Source organism: Aequorivita flava, from assembly GCF_038742595.1.
In the GTDB taxonomy this organism is placed as follows: Bacteria; Bacteroidota; Bacteroidia; order Flavobacteriales; family Flavobacteriaceae; genus Aequorivita; species Aequorivita marisscotiae.
The window spans coordinates 17,214-32,697 of sequence record NZ_JBANCF010000009.1; the positions used below are offsets into that span (position 1 = coordinate 17,214).

Below are 15,484 nucleotides of genomic sequence, written 5' to 3' on the forward strand. Positions count from 1 at the left end.
TATAGGAGAAGTATTAACTAAAATTGACAAATTATGAGAACATTGTACACCTTTATTGCTGTTTTATTTTTAAACATTTTAATCTGCCCCGCCCAAGTAACCGATGTGGTAACCGGAATTAACGACCCTTCACGATTACTTCTTGACGGCAATACACTGTATTATTGCACAGGATCGGAAATTTTTAAGATAGATGTAACGGAGAACTCTCCAACACCTATTTCGGTATTAAGTGGTTTAAATGGTGTGGTAGGAATGACTGTTGATGGCAATACCCTATATTTTTCTGAATTTAATGCGGGATCAATTTCAAAGATAGACCTCACCGATCCCAACCCAACGAAAGAAACCGTTATTGATGGGCTTAATACCCCTGCAACGATTTATCTTTCTGGAACTACTATGTATTATTCAGATGCCAATGACAATGTGGTCAATAAATTTGATGTAACCGACCCCAACCCCACCACGGTTTTGGTTGCTACCAGCAATGTAAATTTTAGTCCCACTGGTTTGGCACTACAGGGAGATATACTGTATATGGGACAAGGACAGGCCAATCGGGTTTCAAAAGTGGATGTTACAAGTGGGGTAACCCAACCGGTAGATGTGGTAACCGGAGTTCAAAGACCGCTGGGGATACGTATTGTGGGAAACAATTTATTTATGGCAGAATATATTGGGAATAAGGTATCTATAAAAAATCTTACCGCTGGTTCTGGTACGGCGGAGGATGTTGTAACAGGCATAGACAAACCCACCGATATAGAAATTTGGGGGAATACGCTTTTTATTATGGAAAGGGGAGCCAATAGAATAGTAAAAATGGAGTTGCAATTGGGCGTAATGGAGTTTAATGCAAACCGTATTACCCTGTTTCCAAATCCGACGTCGGCGTTTATTGAAATCTCCAATCTACGGGAAACGACAAATTATATTATTTATGCCATTGATGGATCGCAAGTAGGTACAGGTACAATTAATCCGAAGGAAAAAATAGATGTTTCGAACCTATCGAGCGGTAGCTATTTCTTGAGAACTGAGCACGGAGCTATGGCTAAGTTTATAAAAAAATAGGCGATGTGTTTCTCTACCCATATGCTGCCCCGATGGGGCAGTTTGTTTTAGGTATTTAGCTGGACATTGCATTTTATTTAGCTACCGCACGTTTGTTATGGGTGTGATTCTCTATCCAAATGTTACCAATATTGCAATTAAGAAACATAAGTTTCCATATAATACAACTTTTTGATTTATATTTGTCTATTAAAATGGATGCATTAAACGAATGAAACCAAAGTTTGAAGTCGTTTTTCTTGAACAAGCGATTGACTTTATGGCTAAAATTGACCCAAAGTCAAAAAAGAAGGTTTATTATAATATAGACAAAGCCAAGCTGACTAATGATCCTGAACTATTTAAAAAATTAGAAGATAAGATTTGGGAATTTAGAACAAAATATATTGGACTTCAATACAGACTCCTCGCCTTTTGGGACAAAACTGACAAAACTGAAACACTAGTCTTGGCGACCCATGGAATTATAAAGAAAACGGACAAAGTTCCAAAAGCCGATATAGAAAAAGCGAAAAAGATTATGGCGGAATATTTTACCCAAAAAGAATAGAAATATGGAAGCAAAAAAGAAAAAGATGAAAATGATGACCCTTGACCAAATGAAGGATAAGGATTTGGGAGAGATTGGAACACCTGTGCGCGATAAATACGAGTTCGACTTAAAAATGGAAGTCTTGGGTGATATGATAAAGTTGGTTCGGAAAGAAAGAAAATTGACACAAGAACAACTCGGAGAGTTAATTGGAGTTCAGAAATCCCAAATTTCAAAATTGGAACGGAATACGAAAAATGTGACTATTGAAACCATTTTAAAAGTATTTGGAGCTTTAAAGGCCAACGTAAAATTCAGCGTAGAAATGAACGAATTGGAGTTTACAGTGGCATAAGCACTGGGATTGGAAAGGCATATTATGTCCCTACGGGACATTTGTTGCTAGGGGTGGCGTTTCTCTACCTATATGCTGCCCCGCTGGGGCGGTTTGTTTTCGGTATTCAGCTGGACATTGCATTTTATATATCTACCGGACGTTTGTTATGGGCATGATGTTTCTTCACCTATATTCTGCTTTGCTGGGGCAGTTGTTTTTTTGGTACTCCATTTGGGATTGGAAAGGCATATTATGTCCCTACGGGACATTTTGTTGCTAGGGGTGGCGTTTCTCTACCTATATGCTGCCCCGCTGGGGCGGTTTGTTTTCGGTATTCAGCTGGACATTGCATTTTATATATCTACCGGACGTTTGTTATGGGCATGATATTTCTTCACCTATATTCTGCTTTGCTGGGGCAGTTGTTTTTTGTATTCAATTTGGGATTGGAAAGGCATATTATGTCCCTACGGGACATTTGTTGCTAGGGGTGGCGTTTCTCTACCCATATGCTGCCCCGATGGGGCAGTTTGTTTTAGGTATTTAGCTGAACATTGCATTTTATTTAGCTACCGCACGTTTGTTATGGGCATGATATTTCTTCACCTATATTCTGCTTTGCTGGGGCAGTTGTTTTTTTGGTACTCCATTTGGGATTGGAAAGGCATATTATGTCCCTACGGGACATTTTGTTGCTAGAGGTGGTGTTTCTCTACCCATATGATGCCCCGATGGGGCAGTTTGTTACACCAAAATGAGTTTTAAATACACTAATCTAAACTTTTTGATATATATGATTTTTAGAAGATTATAGAGTAAAGTTAAGGAGGAAAGGAATTGACAGGCTTACGAATAAGATAGTATATGCAAACAAGGTAAAAGGGGTGGTATTCTTACAACTCCTTTTTTTATTGTGGCTATCTTAAACTTATAAAACTTGTGGAAAGTAATGTTACCTTTGCAATCCATGACACACACAGATACCATAGTTGCAATGGCAACACCTGCGGGCGTAGGAGCAATAGCGGTAATACGGCTTTCGGGCCCCGAGGCATTACCTATTGCCGCCTCACTATTTAAATCGGTTTCAGGCAAGGATATTTCAAAACAAAACACCCATACCGTTCACCTTGGAAATATAATAGACGGGGAACGTGTTATAGACCAGGTGCTGGCCACCATTTTTAAAAACCCGAATAGTTATACGGGCGAGGATGTGGTTGAAATATCTTGTCACGGCAGTAATTACATCCAACAGGAAATCATTCAATTATGCCTGCGCAAAGGTTGCCGAATGGCACAGGCGGGGGAATTTACGCTTCGCGCATTTCTGCACGGCAAAATGGATTTGAGTCAGGCGGAAGCTGTGGCAGATTTAATAGCCAGCGATAGTGCTGCCAGCCACCAATTGGCGATACAACAGATGCGTGGGGGCTTTTCTTCAGAAATAAAAAAACTACGCGAGGAGCTATTGAACTTTGCTTCGCTTATAGAGTTGGAGCTGGATTTTGCGGAAGAAGATGTTGAATTCGCAAATCGGGAGGAGTTTCAGAAACTTATTACGAGGATAAGTTTGGTATTAAAGCGATTGTTGGATTCGTTTGCAACAGGCAATGTATTAAAGAATGGTATTCCCGTAGCTATTGTCGGCGAGCCCAACGTTGGAAAATCTACTTTACTAAACGTATTGTTAAACGAAGAGCGTGCCATAGTAAGTGACATTGCAGGTACGACCCGCGATACGATAGAAGACGAAATTACCATAGACGGCATAGGTTTTCGATTTATAGATACGGCAGGAATTCGCGATACGGCCGATGTTATTGAAAGTTTGGGCATCAAGAAAACCTTTGAAAAGATTGAGGCCGCACAAGTAGTTATTTATCTTTTTGATGCGTCGCCCTCCTCTCAAGGGGTAGCTTATAAAGATGTTCAATCTGAAATAGAAAAAATCCGAAACAGATACCCGTTAAAAAACTTAATTATTGTAGCCAATAAGGTTGATAAGCTTTCAGAAGAAGAGATTGAAAAGCTACAGGCAGCGATTGGTAGTCTTCATTTATTATCGGCCAAAAAAGCTATGGGCGTGAAAGAGCTACAGGATAAATTGCTTGAATTTGTAAATACTGGCGCGCTTCGCAATAACGAAACTATAGTTACCAACAGTAGGCATTACGATGCCATGTTAAAAGCATTGGAGGAAATAAACAAGGTACAGGAAGGAATTAACAGCGGTTTAAGCGGCGATTTGTTGGCTATTGACATTAGGCAAGCCTTATATTATTTTGGTGAAATTACCGGTGAAATCAGCAATGACGAGCTACTGGGAAATATATTTGCCAATTTCTGCATCGGAAAGTAATTACATTTCCCTTGCTACCCTAAACCCTTCTTTTTCTTACTCTTAGAGCGTTTTTCTTTCCTTTATTTGTTGCTAATTTTCCTTTTTATTGCTTATATTTGTTTCTAATTTGTTGCTAATAGCAACAAATCTGTTGCTAACAACAGATTTTTTAGACCGTGGCGAAATGATGTTACATACAGATACATACTGATATTTCCAGATACCTCCAGTGACAGAAACAAGCCTAAAAAGATTATACAATGAGCAGCAACATCGAAATACGTAAAATTTGTCAAGATTGCGGAAATTCATTTATCGCCCGAACTACTGTAACCAAATTCTGTAGTCACAAATGCGCCTCGAGAAATTACAAAAAACGCAAGCGAGATGAGAAAATCCAGCAAGTGGCTCCAGTAAGTGTTCAACGAATGGAATTCAATCAAGAGCAATTAAAGGACAAGGACTTCTTAAGTATAGATGAAACCTGCAAATTATTAGGTACAAGCCGAATGACGATATATCGTCAGATTAAGAGCGGAAACATAAAAGCCGGAAAAATTGGGAGACGTACCATTATCCAGAGAACCGAAATCGATAAACTTTTTCAATAATGAAGGTAACACTAAGAAAACGCAATCAAGGTGGTAAAACCAGTTTATACTTGGATTATTACCACAAAGGTAAACGCAAAGCCGAATACCTTAAACTCTACCTTGACCCCGCGGCCAAAACCAAAGAAGCGAAAGAAGTCAACAAGAAGACCTTGCAGTTAGCAGAAACCATTCGGGCCCAGCGACAAATCGAAATCCAAAACGGTGTATATGGTTTCAGGGACAACGAAAAACTAAAAGCCAGCTTCACCAATTACATTGAGCTACTGACTGAAAAAAGAAAAGACAGCACCGGCAATTACGGCAATTGGGACAGTATGCTAAAGCACTTAAAATCCTACATTCCTTGGGATACTACTTTTTCGGAAGTAAACAGAGAGTTTGTCCAAGGCTTTAAAGAGTTCCTGGATAAGGAAGTAAAAACGAAAGGCAACCAAAGTCTTTCCCAAAACTCCAAATACTCATATTTCAATAAACTTAGAGCGGCATTGAAACAAGCTGTTAAAGACGGCATCATTCCCACCAATCCGGCAGAAGGAATTGATGGTTTTAAGCAAGGCGAACCTCAGCGCGAATTCCTAACCCTTGAAGAACTTCAAGCTGCGGTTAAAGCGGAATGTGAAATTCCACAAATGAAAACAGCTTTCATATTTTCTTGCTTAACTGGATTACGCTGGTCAGACATAAATAAACTACTTTGGTCAGAAGTTCAACACTCCAATGAAATGGGTTATTACATACGTTTCAGACAAAAGAAAACTAAAGGAGCAGAAACGCTTCCTATCTCCGCCCAAGCCTTCGGCTTGCTTGGAGAACGTCAAGATAAGGATGAAAGAGTATTCAAAGGGTTAAAATATTCAGCGTGGCATAATCTAAAATTACAGCAGTGGATGATGAAAGCCGGCATTTCCAAAACCATTACCTTTCATTGCGCTCGGCATACATACGCTACTTTACAACTTTCGGCAGGTACCGACATTTATACCGTATCAAAACTTCTTGGCCATAGAGAATTAAGAACCACACAGATTTACGCCAAGGTTATTGATGAAAAGAAGAAAGAAGCAGCTAACAAAATTCAACTTGACTTATAATGAGTGGTAATATTTTTTCATCCCTGGTGTCTATAACGAGAGGAATTCATAGAGACAATAAAACAGAGCACGAGTACACCTTGCTTTTAACTCATATAGATAAAGTGTCTTTGGCTTCCAATGCTGCTTTTGAAATAAAGTTCAAGCGTCCTTTGAACAGTAAAAAGGAATATTATCAGCAAGTAATCCGTAATGAAACAGAAAAAATAATACAGTCATTTCTTGAGGAATTTCCTTCTAATGCCATTATGGAAGAAAATAAATTCGCTTACGGTATCTTCGAAAACAAATTCACAAAATACTTACAAGACATCGCCTATTATATTGAAAACAGACAGATTGATGATGATTTAAGAACCGATGATAATTATATTATCCACTACCTAAAAATTTCCGCGCTCCGATTATATGCCGAACTGCAGGAGCAATACGGTCAATATTCAACCAATCCCGCTTACACTATTCCAGAATTAGCCGAAAAATATTTCAATGACCCTGATTTTGGAACTGACAGTATTTGTAAAAAGGAAAAGAAAAGTGTTTTAACTGTAGAAAAAGGTAGCTCCAAGACGATTAGAAATACAAAGACCTCCTTTAATTTCACAAAAACAGACACTTCCATTTTACTCAAAGTTCTCCAACAATTACAGCTGAAAATTGATTTGCTGAAAATTGAAACAAATGTTGAACAGCTATATCAACTTTTAATATCATCAGATTACAATCAGTTGGATTATAAAATTTATCTTGAATGTGAAACTACTCAATTCAGCTACATTGTTTCTCAGCTGAATCCTTTTTTCACCAATCTTAAACCCGCCTCAATTGAGCGCTCCAACAAGTTCATTACCCTAACTGGTGTACCGTTAAAAGCGAATAATCTCTACAAAAACAAAGTTCATAACACGAAAGAAAAGGAAGAGATTGATAAAATAATCCAACAACTGCAATAAAAAACAGTAAGAATAGTAAGAAATCTTACTGTTACCTTACCCTTAGCTTACACCCTTACTAAAATCGTCCTACTCTTTTTAAACCTTTGTCCTGTTCTTGAAACCCAAGAATGACAATTGGCCAATTGTCCATTTATCTATTCCAAAATATAATAGCAATGGACGAAATTTTAAAAAGACTCGAAATAATCGAGAAACACGTATTAGACCAGAACATCATTCTGAAGAATGTACTCAACTTCAATGAAGCTTGTAAGTACTTGGAATTATCCCAATCGCATCTGTATAAACTTACGAGTGCCGGCAGTATTCCTCATTACAAACCCAACGGTAAAAAATTGTATTTCAACCGTGCCGAATTGGAAGAGTGGTTATTGCGTAACCGCAATACCACACAAGATGAAATCGATAAACAAGCAGCTAATTATCTAATCAAAAAAGGGAGGGTAAAGCTATGACAGAGATAATCGATTTGCTCTTGGCACTCTCCCAAGAGATTAAGGACCTAAAAACACGTATCGATATTACCAGGGCAACGAGAGTAGAACGCCTAAAAGATACGTGGATTGACAATCAAGATGTAATGCAAATGCTACACATAAGTCAGCGAACCCTGCAAACGCTCCGGACGAATGGTACTATTCCCTTTAGCCGGATACGCGGTAAATTTTATTACAAGGTATCCGACATTGAGAAGCTTTTGCAAGACCATTATTATAACCCAAATTTCAAATGCGATGGAAATAAGTAAAGAAGCAATTCTAAACAAAACGCATTATGGGTTAAAAGTTTATGCCTACATCCTACGGCAGTATTATCCTGAATCAGTCCTTTCCCTAAAGGGAAGGGACTGCGGGATAACCCGAAACCCATTTAATGGAGGAAAGGACACATTACAAATAAACATTGTTGATAATGTTGCCCAACACTATGACACAGAACTAACTGATTTTAAAGGAGATATTTTTGAGTTTGCATCGTATCACTTTAAAACATTAGAAGAACAGGATTTATTGATAAAATTGAATGAAGCACTGCATCTACGTATTGGTCAAAAGAACAGTTTTTACAATCAAGAAGAATTCCAACCCGCGGTCGAGTTTCCCGAAATCGCAACACAGGCTTCGCCCGTGTTCAGCTATTTTCAAAAACCTGTAACCAATATAATCCCAAATCGGCAAGCCTCTTTGGTTGAGGTGTTCCACCTCATCAAAGGAGATGATTTTGCTTCGTGTACAAGTACACTTCGCAAAATTCAAGACGTGAAAAAAGCCCGAAAGTATAAGGCGTTTCATTTCGATTATGTAACCTTTTCCGGATTGTTCTCAAAACGAAACGATAAGGACCTTAAAAAGCATTCGGGACTTTTAACTATTGACTTTGACCACCTCAAAGATATTTCCAATTTAAGGGAAGCTTTGCTCAAAGATGAATACTTTGAAACCGAACTTCTTTTTACATCACCTTCCGGTGATGGCCTAAAGTGGGTTATCCCTATTGAATTAACCAAAGTCAAACACCAAGATTTCTTTAAAGCGGCCGCCAACTACATCCAGCATTCATACAGCTTGGAAGTGGACGTATCGGGCAAAGACATTTCAAGAGCCTGTTTTTTACCACACGACCCTAATGTTTTTATCAATCCAAAATATTTATAAGTTATGCAGAAAAAAACGTTTAATCCGTTGGATTGGATGGAAAACCCAACCCAACAACAGCAACTTACAGAACAGAAACCACAACCAGTTACAGACAATAATTCAGATGTTGAAAAAATCATCCAGAACATAGAGGCAAATCAAATTGATATTGCCCCAAATTATAACGACTGGATTAACATAGGCTTCGCCTTCGCGGATGAATTTGGAGAAACTGGAAGAAACCTGTTCCACAGGGTCAGCCAATACTATTCCGGCTACAATTCAAAAGAATGCGACAAGCAATTTGACAATTGCCTAAAGTCCAAAGGTCAAGGCGTATCCCTCAAAAGTTTCTTCTTTCTTGCCAAACAAGCGGGAGTTTCGATTGCGACGCAATCTTCACACACCAGTGCTTCCTCGCTTGCTAATCGCAAGCATCGGATAAATGAACAACAACAAAATTCTCATTCAGAAGAACGAACACGGGAAAAAATGCCAACGTTCCCAAAATCTCTATATCCTGAACTTCCTCAATTTCTACAACAGGTCGTTGCTATCGCAACTTCTGATGAAGAAAGGGATATTTTGCTGTTAGGTTCCCTGGTCGCAATCAGTGCTTGTTTACCAAAAGTCTATAGCATTTATGACGGTAAAAAAGTATTCTCCAATCTCTTTCTTTTTGTTACAGCCCAAGCTTCAGCAGGTAAGGGCCGTATGGTGCATTGCCGCCAATTGGTAAATCCCATTCACAAAGAATTACGCGAAGAAGCCAAATTGCACAAACAGCACTACGAGTTGGATTTAGCAGAGTATAATGCCAAAAAAGGCAAGGAAGAAGGTGTCGAAAAACCCTCCAAACCACCTGAAAAAATGCTATTCATTCCAGCAAATAATAGTTCTACAGGAGCCTACCAGCTTTTGGGAGACAGCGATGGCAAAGGACTGATTTTTGAAACCGAAGGAGACACCTTAGCGCACGCCTTTAAAAGCGATTACGGCAATTACAGCGATGGTTTCAGAAAAGCCTTCCATCACGAAACTATTTCCTATTACCGCAGAACCGACCGCGAATTTGTGGACATTGAAAATCCTTGCCTTTCTACGGTGCTTTCGGGAACCCCAAAACAAGTTTCGGCATTGATACCCAATGCTGAAAACGGCTTATTCAGCCGTTTCATTTTTTACTATATGAATATAAATCCTGTTTGGAAAAATGTATTTGCGAGCACCACCGACAACGGTCTCGATGATTACTTTGAAACCTTAGGGAATGAGTTCTACGAACTCTATAAATTACTCAAAAGCAATGGAGAATTTCAATTCAATCTTACGGTTGACCAGCAAGAACAATTCAATTCATTTTTTAGTAAAATACAAGGCAAATACATCACGCTACAAGGATTGGATTATATGGCCACTATTCGCAGATTAGGGTTAATCGCTTATAGGTTCTGTATGTTGTTTTCCGCTTTGCGGATACTGGAGACAGGAGATATTTCAAACAAATTAGTTTGCGAAGAAAGGGATTTTCAAGCTTCGCTTGAAATTATTAAAGTTTTGGTAGTTCACTCAAGTAAAGTATTCAGTGAATTACCAGAAGAAGAACAAAAACCCTCCCGCAAAAACAGAAAGGAAAAATTTCTCCACAATCTACCAAAACACTTCAACCGGCAGATATATTTAGAAGTTGCCAAAGAATTGAAAATTCCAGCGAAAACAGCTGAAGGTTATATTACGAGTTTTATAAAGGCAAATCTCATTCATCGCGAACAACAGGACAACTATTTAAATCTCCTTAATGAGGAAAATGAGGATATTGAGGATGTTAAGAAATAGCATCCTCAATATCCTCTACTTCCTTAATATCCTGTTTTCAAAAATATCTCCTTGCATATTTTATTCTGTAAAAAAATAATTGTTATTTTGAGCAAGATTTTATTTTCAAGAAAAAAAATTCAAAATGAAAAAAGGAATTGGAGAATATTTGCGAGAATTACGTAAATCCGAAGGATTTACTCTTACTCAAATGGGTGCGAAATTGGGAATGGATTCAGGAGCACTTAGTAAAATTGAGAATGGTAAGAGAATTTTAGATGCTGGATATCTACCAATAGTGGCTCAGGTTTTTAATCTCGATTTAGAAATTTTAAAAACCGAATTTTTTGCAGAGAAAATTGCTAACGAATTGATAGAAAACTCTTGCAATGAAAGTACACTAAGACTTGCAGAGGAAAAGATTAAATACATAAAAGTTAAAACGGCTGAACAGACTAAACTTGAAATATAAAATGCTTAAATATTCTACCATAAGAAAAAGATTTAATTTAGAAAGACTTAATTCTGATTCTACAGAATTAGCAAATTTTACCCATTTTCTTCAGAATTCTAATGAAGATATTTTTAGAGCTAATGCATTGAATTATTTAGAAGAATATGATTTAGATATTTTATCCGCATTTGAACCTTCAAGTATTCCTTATTTGCCTATAAAATGGGATATACCTTTTCCAGGTCCAGAAAATCCTGATTTTACATTTATTGACCTATTTGCTGGCATTGGTGGATTTAGAATAGGTGCTCAGGAGAATAATGGAAAATGTGTTTTTAGCTCTGAATGGGATAAATATGCAATGCTCACTTATGAAAAGAATTTTGGTGAGATTCCATTTGGTGATATAACTAAGATAAGCGCAAGTGAAATTCCAGACCACGATATTTTATTTGCAGGATTTCCGTGTCAACCTTTTAGTTATTCTGGACGAAATGAAGGCTTCAAAGATAAGACAAGAGGAACATTGTTTTTCGATGTTCTTAGAATTCTTGAGGAAAAAAGGCCTAAGATGTTTCTACTTGAAAACGTAAAAGGTATAATGTCACAGAATAAAGGAAAAACCTTGCAAATAATACTCGAATCCCTTGAGAATATAGGGTATCATATTAAATGGGAAATTTTAAAAAGCTATGACTTTGGGTTACCACAGATGAGGGAAAGATGGTATTGTGTTGGTTCAATAAATCCGATAATATTTGAATTTCCAGTTGGTAAAGCGAATAAACCTGCTCTGAAAGAAATAATTGATTTCAGCGAAAAAAGCCCTTTATTAGCATTATCTCAATTTGAAATGGAAAGAATTGATTTTCATTTTAAAAACGTGGGAAACGGTGTAGAGCGCGTAAAACACGATAATTCCAAATATGAACCTAATACTAAAAAAGGTAAACACGGTGTCTATTCATTTCAAAAAGCTGACGGTTCATTAAGATTTCACGTAGGAGACAGGTCAAAAACTCAAATACAAGAAGCCTTTTATTGTACGTTAAATTCATATTCACCTACAATTATTGCCAATCGTGTACCTAAACTTTGGGATTTGGGCAGGAAATTATCTATACTGGAATCAAAACGTTTACAGGGTTTTCCCGATGAATATGATTTTCCTGTTTCCGATAATCAGGCTTATAGGCAGTTAGGCAATAGTGTATCAGTTCCAGTAGTTCAAGCTATAATCCAAGAAATGAAAAAATATCTATGAGCAAACTAAGTCTTGAAACCGTCCTGCAAAGCTATAAAAACTTGGACGGGCACATTAATAATCAGATAATTGGACTACTCTCCGTTTTTATCAATTCAGATGTGAGTGGCATTATTCAGCCTAATCAAACTTATAGGGTTCCAATTAATATTTTAGCAAGTTATCTTCAGGAGCAATTCTATTTGGGTGAGAAAATTAAAGAATACCCCAATCTTGACTATTGGTATTTTCGATTATCTCAAAATTGGGTTGATAAGCTATTTGAATTAAATAATGAAAAACAGATTAACTTACTTGACCTCGCTGTATTTCTATTTAAGAATGAAAATTTTGAAAGTACCCCTGATGGTAAGGAACTCGTTCTAAAATTAAAAAACAGCCTTCGCCTACCGCAAAAGGTTTTTGATGAATTATTCTATTACAACCCAGGCAGTTTAGTCATAGACGTTAACACACCTGAATATTCGGCAAAAACATTTTTAAAAGTTTATAAACAACATTTTGGATTATCCACAGATGCTGCTACTATAAGTTTTGACAGTAATTCTTTCTTGGTCAAAAGTCATCCTGGCGAATTGTCAAGAGGACCATTCATTCAACCTTTATATTCTGCAATGTCTATTCAGGAATTACTATTACTTACAAAGTTTGACTTAGACCAATACTATCCTAAAATTGATATTCAGAACTTTAACCTATCAAAAAATATGAATAACAAAATCTTCTACGGTGCCCCTGGCACAGGAAAATCCTATAAGCTTGAACAAATACTTAAAAGTGTCCCGCAAGAGCAAAAGGAGCGCATTACCTTCCATCCGGATTTTGACTACGCTTCTTTTGTCGGTGGCTACAAGCCTGTTTCCGTAAAGAAGGAGGATGAAAGTTTTGATATTCAGTATAAGTTCGTCCCACAAGCTTTCGCTAATATATATGTTAGAGCGTGGAAAGATGCTAATCCTGAGAATAAGTATTATTTGGCAATTGAAGAAATTAATCGCGGCAACTGTGCGGAAATTTTTGGAGATATATTTCAACTTTTAGACCGTGATGCTAATTATACGGTTACACCATCTGAGGAGTTTCAAAAGCATTTAGAAGAAGAATTGGGAGCAGGACACGAGGGACTTAAAGACGGACTAAAATTGCCAAAAAATTTATACATATATGCCACGATGAACACGTCAGACCAATCACTATTCCCTATGGACAGTGCATTTAAAAGACGGTGGGATTGGGAGTATATACCTATTTGCTATGGCGAGACGACAGAAGAAGATAAACCGAATCCATCCTTTTCCTATTCCGTACAGCTTGATGACAATAGAAGTTTTAGCTGGAATGATTTTATTTCAAAAATAAATACGGAACATATTCAAAACCAGCCAACACTTGGTATGGACAAATGTATCGGCAATTATTTCATTAAGCCCAACGCAGATGGTGTAATCACTTTGGAAGCCTTTGTAAATAAAGTCCTGTTCTACCTCTGGAATGATGTATTTAAAGATGAAAAAAATGATGTATTTGCCGAAAATGAAGCTTATGAAAGTTATTTCCCTATAAAATCTAATGGCTTAAACAAACTTATAGCATTACTTAAGCGCATTGATGTAGAAATAGAAGAACACCCACAAAACGGTCAAGAAGAACAACAAGATGAAGTTATTAATTGAGGAACAAGAATATCCGGTTAAGCAGCTGGAAGCCCTCTTTGACGACTTCAAATTCTATAAACAGACTGGAAACAAAGGAGTAATCAAATCGGTTGGATACTACCACTCTTATAAAAATAACGAATTGGTATTTATGTTACCAAAGGTTTTTATGAAAGATGGTACGACTACCATATTTGGTTTAAATACACAGGAGTTATACGATACGCTTAAGGATACTTCCGTCAAACACGACCGGGACCTACAATGGTTGCGCGAACTATCTATATATTTTTACAATAGTCTTATTGAATACAACCGCAGATGGGAAAAGAACAGTCTGCTCAATCCATCTAAAACTTTTGAACTAAACACAAATATTGGCAGCAATAACTATTCATATCTCGACATTGTTTTAGCCTTTACAAATTTCTATAAAAGGAACAAAAACTTCATCTTACAGCATCACATTGAGCAGGTAACCAATAAGATAACGAAGCCAAAATGGGAAAGAACGGTGCGTAAGGCATTACCATTGATGACTGCATCTGGTACGCCAGTTTATTTAGGTATTCGCAATAAAAAGAAGGTGCGCAATTTAGAAGAAGAACTGATTACCTACTACTTCTCAATTCTCAACAAACTCAATAACGCACATCAGCTTAATCTAAAGATTGATAAGTCTTATAAACTTATAACTGGTTACAAATTTGACCAACTCTGCTTAGATGAATATGGATTGACCAAGTTGCGTAAAATTAAATATCGGTATTTCAATGATACGCTCAGAAGAATGTATCAGCTATGCGAACTTTATTTTTCCAATAACAGTAAGGCGAGTAGTAAAAAAGACAAAGAAGAATATCTCTGCGTGAATAACTACAACATCATATTTGAAGATATGATTGACAAATTGTTTACTGATACAGTAGCAAACGATGAATCCATACAGCACCTAAAGAAGAATCAGGATGGGAAGCTCATAGACCATATTTATGAAGACCAATCCATTATTGACCGCAGCAATATCTTTTACATAGGTGATTCTAAATATTACAAGCCAAATAATGAAGCAGGTAGTCTATCCAAATACAAACAGATTACCTACGCAAAGAATATCATTCAGTACAACATAGATTTATGGAATAAAGAAAATAGGTTTTATAATGACCAAATAGTTTATCGCGATGACTTGACGGAAGGTTATAATATTACTCCTAATTTTTTTATCTATGGTCATATAACGGCCAAAGACGATTTTACTAATCATCAAATTGAACCTAAATCAGATAAACCGCGGTGCTCATACCATTGGCAACATAGACTTTTCGACCGCGATACCCTGTTTGTACATCAATATTCTATCAACTTCCTTTTTGTTCTAAAAGCATACACGGCTTACAATCCAGCCAATTTGAAAAAGTTCCAACTGGAAGTGAAAAATATTTTTAGAAGTGGATTTATAGACTACTTCAATGACCCTGAATTAAGTCAATTCACGTTCTATCAGTCCAACATTGACGGCAAGCAAAAGGATGATTACATAAAAGACAACTTTAAAACACTCAACGGTAAATGTATCACAACCATTGATGGTAAATTGATTATTGCAAAACACGCAGAAGATGTAATCTTAGAAGGTTTTATTAAAGAGAATGCGGTACATTTTGAACTTATTGAAACTCTTCCTATAAAAAATTAAATTACTTCA

The 15,484-nt window shown here is 37.0% G+C and carries 15 protein-coding genes; all 15 read left to right on the forward strand.

Annotated features, from left to right (window positions below; all coding sequences use genetic code 11):
• Positions 1–33 precede the first annotated feature (33 nt).
• The 15 genes from VZD24_RS10990 (at position 34) to VZD24_RS11060 (ending at position 15,475) form a co-directional block, all read left to right on the forward strand.
• Positions 34–1,077, forward strand: coding sequence for a T9SS type A sorting domain-containing protein (locus VZD24_RS10990; protein WP_342687622.1), 1,044 nt, complete (start codon positions 34–36; stop codon positions 1,075–1,077).
• Between the two features lie 211 nt (positions 1,078–1,288).
• On the forward strand, positions 1,289–1,627 hold the full coding sequence (locus tag VZD24_RS10995; RefSeq protein WP_279448092.1) for a type II toxin-antitoxin system RelE/ParE family toxin: 339 nt from the start codon (positions 1,289–1,291) through the stop codon (positions 1,625–1,627).
• A 4-nt stretch (positions 1,628–1,631) separates the two neighbouring features.
• A complete protein-coding gene (locus VZD24_RS11000) occupies positions 1,632–1,964 on the forward strand; it encodes a helix-turn-helix domain-containing protein (protein WP_279448093.1) in 333 nt (110 codons plus the stop codon).
• A gap of 949 nt (positions 1,965–2,913) precedes the next feature.
• Positions 2,914–4,308 carry a tRNA uridine-5-carboxymethylaminomethyl(34) synthesis GTPase MnmE gene (gene mnmE / locus VZD24_RS11005; RefSeq protein WP_342687623.1) on the forward strand — a complete coding sequence of 465 codons (1,395 nt, stop codon included), beginning with the start codon at positions 2,914–2,916 and terminating at the stop codon, positions 4,306–4,308.
• A gap of 242 nt (positions 4,309–4,550) precedes the next feature.
• Complete coding sequence (locus VZD24_RS11010; protein ID WP_279448095.1) at positions 4,551–4,901, forward strand: helix-turn-helix domain-containing protein; 351 nt, start codon at positions 4,551–4,553, stop codon at positions 4,899–4,901.
• Positions 4,901–5,995, forward strand: a complete 1,095-nt coding sequence (locus VZD24_RS11015; protein ID WP_279448096.1) for a phage integrase SAM-like domain-containing protein — start codon at positions 4,901–4,903, stop codon at positions 5,993–5,995. Before VZD24_RS11010 ends, VZD24_RS11015 begins: the two co-directional genes overlap by 1 nt.
• On the forward strand, positions 5,995–6,948 hold the full coding sequence (locus tag VZD24_RS11020) for a DUF6617 family protein (protein ID WP_279448097.1): 954 nt from the start codon (positions 5,995–5,997) through the stop codon (positions 6,946–6,948). The genes VZD24_RS11015 and VZD24_RS11020 overlap by 1 nt, the downstream gene beginning before the upstream one ends.
• A 158-nt stretch (positions 6,949–7,106) precedes the next feature.
• Complete coding sequence (locus tag VZD24_RS11025) at positions 7,107–7,406, forward strand: helix-turn-helix domain-containing protein (RefSeq protein ID WP_269353725.1); 300 nt, start codon at positions 7,107–7,109, stop codon at positions 7,404–7,406.
• On the forward strand, positions 7,403–7,699 hold the full coding sequence (locus VZD24_RS11030) for a helix-turn-helix domain-containing protein (protein ID WP_269353724.1): 297 nt from the start codon (positions 7,403–7,405) through the stop codon (positions 7,697–7,699). The genes VZD24_RS11025 and VZD24_RS11030 overlap by 4 nt, the downstream gene beginning before the upstream one ends.
• Positions 7,686–8,606, forward strand: a complete 921-nt coding sequence (locus VZD24_RS11035; protein ID WP_279448098.1) for a BT4734/BF3469 family protein — start codon at positions 7,686–7,688, stop codon at positions 8,604–8,606. Before VZD24_RS11030 ends, VZD24_RS11035 begins: the two co-directional genes overlap by 14 nt.
• A 3-nt stretch (positions 8,607–8,609) precedes the next feature.
• On the forward strand, positions 8,610–10,424 hold the full coding sequence (locus VZD24_RS11040) for a DUF3987 domain-containing protein (RefSeq protein ID WP_279448099.1): 1,815 nt from the start codon (positions 8,610–8,612) through the stop codon (positions 10,422–10,424).
• A 124-nt stretch (positions 10,425–10,548) separates the two neighbouring features.
• Complete coding sequence (locus VZD24_RS11045; protein ID WP_279448100.1) at positions 10,549–10,875, forward strand: helix-turn-helix domain-containing protein; 327 nt, start codon at positions 10,549–10,551, stop codon at positions 10,873–10,875.
• The gene (gene dcm / locus VZD24_RS11050) at positions 10,865–12,121 is read left to right on the forward strand and encodes a DNA (cytosine-5-)-methyltransferase (protein WP_279448101.1); all 1,257 of its coding nucleotides are present in this window, start codon (positions 10,865–10,867) and stop codon (positions 12,119–12,121) included. Before VZD24_RS11045 ends, dcm begins: the two co-directional genes overlap by 11 nt.
• Positions 12,118–13,794 carry an McrB family protein gene (locus VZD24_RS11055; RefSeq protein WP_279448102.1) on the forward strand — a complete coding sequence of 559 codons (1,677 nt, stop codon included), beginning with the start codon at positions 12,118–12,120 and terminating at the stop codon, positions 13,792–13,794. The genes dcm and VZD24_RS11055 overlap by 4 nt, the downstream gene beginning before the upstream one ends.
• Complete coding sequence (locus VZD24_RS11060; protein WP_279448103.1) at positions 13,778–15,475, forward strand: hypothetical protein; 1,698 nt, start codon at positions 13,778–13,780, stop codon at positions 15,473–15,475. The genes VZD24_RS11055 and VZD24_RS11060 overlap by 17 nt, the downstream gene beginning before the upstream one ends.
• Positions 15,476–15,484: the final 9 nt, after the last annotated feature.

Coding starts and splice junctions, on each gene's coding strand:
- VZD24_RS10990 (WP_342687622.1), top strand. CDS start 34: ATGAGAACATTGTACACCTTTATTGCTGTTTTATTTTTAAACATTTTA.
- VZD24_RS10995 (WP_279448092.1), top strand. CDS start 1,289: ATGAAACCAAAGTTTGAAGTCGTTTTTCTTGAACAAGCGATTGACTTT.
- VZD24_RS11000 (WP_279448093.1), top strand. CDS start 1,632: ATGGAAGCAAAAAAGAAAAAGATGAAAATGATGACCCTTGACCAAATG.
- mnmE (WP_342687623.1), top strand. CDS start 2,914: ATGACACACACAGATACCATAGTTGCAATGGCAACACCTGCGGGCGTA.
- VZD24_RS11010 (WP_279448095.1), top strand. CDS start 4,551: ATGAGCAGCAACATCGAAATACGTAAAATTTGTCAAGATTGCGGAAAT.
- VZD24_RS11015 (WP_279448096.1), top strand. CDS start 4,901: ATGAAGGTAACACTAAGAAAACGCAATCAAGGTGGTAAAACCAGTTTA.
- VZD24_RS11020 (WP_279448097.1), top strand. CDS start 5,995: ATGAGTGGTAATATTTTTTCATCCCTGGTGTCTATAACGAGAGGAATT.
- VZD24_RS11025 (WP_269353725.1), top strand. CDS start 7,107: ATGGACGAAATTTTAAAAAGACTCGAAATAATCGAGAAACACGTATTA.
- VZD24_RS11030 (WP_269353724.1), top strand. CDS start 7,403: ATGACAGAGATAATCGATTTGCTCTTGGCACTCTCCCAAGAGATTAAG.
- VZD24_RS11035 (WP_279448098.1), top strand. CDS start 7,686: ATGGAAATAAGTAAAGAAGCAATTCTAAACAAAACGCATTATGGGTTA.
- VZD24_RS11040 (WP_279448099.1), top strand. CDS start 8,610: ATGCAGAAAAAAACGTTTAATCCGTTGGATTGGATGGAAAACCCAACC.
- VZD24_RS11045 (WP_279448100.1), top strand. CDS start 10,549: ATGAAAAAAGGAATTGGAGAATATTTGCGAGAATTACGTAAATCCGAA.
- VZD24_RS11055 (WP_279448102.1), top strand. CDS start 12,118: ATGAGCAAACTAAGTCTTGAAACCGTCCTGCAAAGCTATAAAAACTTG.
- VZD24_RS11060 (WP_279448103.1), top strand. CDS start 13,778: ATGAAGTTATTAATTGAGGAACAAGAATATCCGGTTAAGCAGCTGGAA.